2 protein-coding genes are annotated in these 1184 nt (G+C 60.8%); both read left to right on the forward strand.

The window, feature by feature from the left end:
- Positions 1 to 94 precede the first annotated feature (94 nt).
- A complete protein-coding gene (locus tag GH815_RS18680; RefSeq protein WP_246176543.1) occupies positions 95 to 610 on the forward strand; it encodes a DUF2326 domain-containing protein in 516 nt (171 codons plus the stop codon).
- Entirely contained in the window at positions 607 to 1134 is a 528-nt protein-coding gene (locus GH815_RS18685) for a hypothetical protein (RefSeq protein WP_211365136.1), read from the forward strand. Before GH815_RS18680 ends, GH815_RS18685 begins: the two co-directional genes overlap by 4 nt.
- Positions 1135 to 1184 lie beyond the last annotated feature (50 nt).

The raw sequence follows: 1184 nt of genomic DNA on the forward strand, positions 1-1184 counted from the left end.
TCTCCACCCCCGTCAGTTCGGGAGCTTGAATCACGCAGGCCGGACAGCTTCAAGTATATCAATGGGTCCTGACCCTAAGGACAAGCCGTGTCCGATGGCGGTGTTCGAAATCCTTCGGAAAATGAGACCATTGCGCCAGATCGAGGCTGCCGAGTTGCTGGTCAACGCCAACAATTACTCGGTCGCCTATCGGGGGATCATGTCCGCCTGGCTTCCTGAAGGTGTCGATGGTGCGATAAAGCTCGACGGCAAAGGATTGAAGGTCGACGCACAGTTCTCTGGCCGGGGCGAGGTTTCGACGGCCGCGCTCGACTCTCTGAAGATTGTTGCCTTTGACCTTGCAGCGCTGCACTTGGCAGTCGAAGAAAAAGCGGATTTACCGGCCTTTCTCATTCATGACAGCCCGCGCGAGGCGGACCTTGACGGGACACTGTATGCCCGCCTGTTCGAGCTGGTCCAACGTTGGGAGGATGAAGCTGGACCGCCATGCTTCCAATATATTGTTACGACGACAACGGCTCCTCCGAAGAAACTGCAGAACGACCAGTACGTAAGGCTGCGAATGAGTTCGACGCCAGCGGAACAGCGCCTCTTCAGGATGGACCTATGATAGTCGAGGCACCCCAGTCCTTTGTCGTCCGCGAGGAATGCGAGAAGGCCGCCTGGCAGCATGGCTTTCGCCGCAATCTCGACACCGACGCGGGTTGGGCCGCCTTCGGTTCTACCACCGCACACGGCACGATCCATCTGGCCGCCGCGGGGTCGCAGGGACCATGGTACCTAGCCCTCGATCATGCCGGCGTCATCGAGGAGCTGGGCCTGCCTTCGGCTGAAATGCCAGGCCCCGGCCTTGCCCGCTATGTCTTCGACACGCTTGGCGCGCTCTACGCCGTGTTGCCGCGCATCTATCAGTTGGCGGCAAGTCTGCCCGACGCACCGCTGCAGGAATTCCAAGCGAAAACCAATGATCTCCCGCAGACCACCGAGGCCGAGCGGCTGGTCGTTCAGCGCATCGGCCAGGACGTTTTCCGCGCGGGCCTTATGGACTATTGGCGGGGCAGCTGCCCCCTCACCGGAATTATGGACCCGGCACTGCTGCGCGCCTCTCGTAAGGCTCCGCCGAGGGCCGTCTGACGGACCGGAGCGGCTGGCTGTAAGAGCCTGAAGCTATGGCAGACCATAGC

The organism is Rhodovulum strictum, from assembly GCF_009649175.1.
GTDB lineage: Bacteria > Pseudomonadota > Alphaproteobacteria > Rhodobacterales > Rhodobacteraceae > Rhodovulum > Rhodovulum strictum.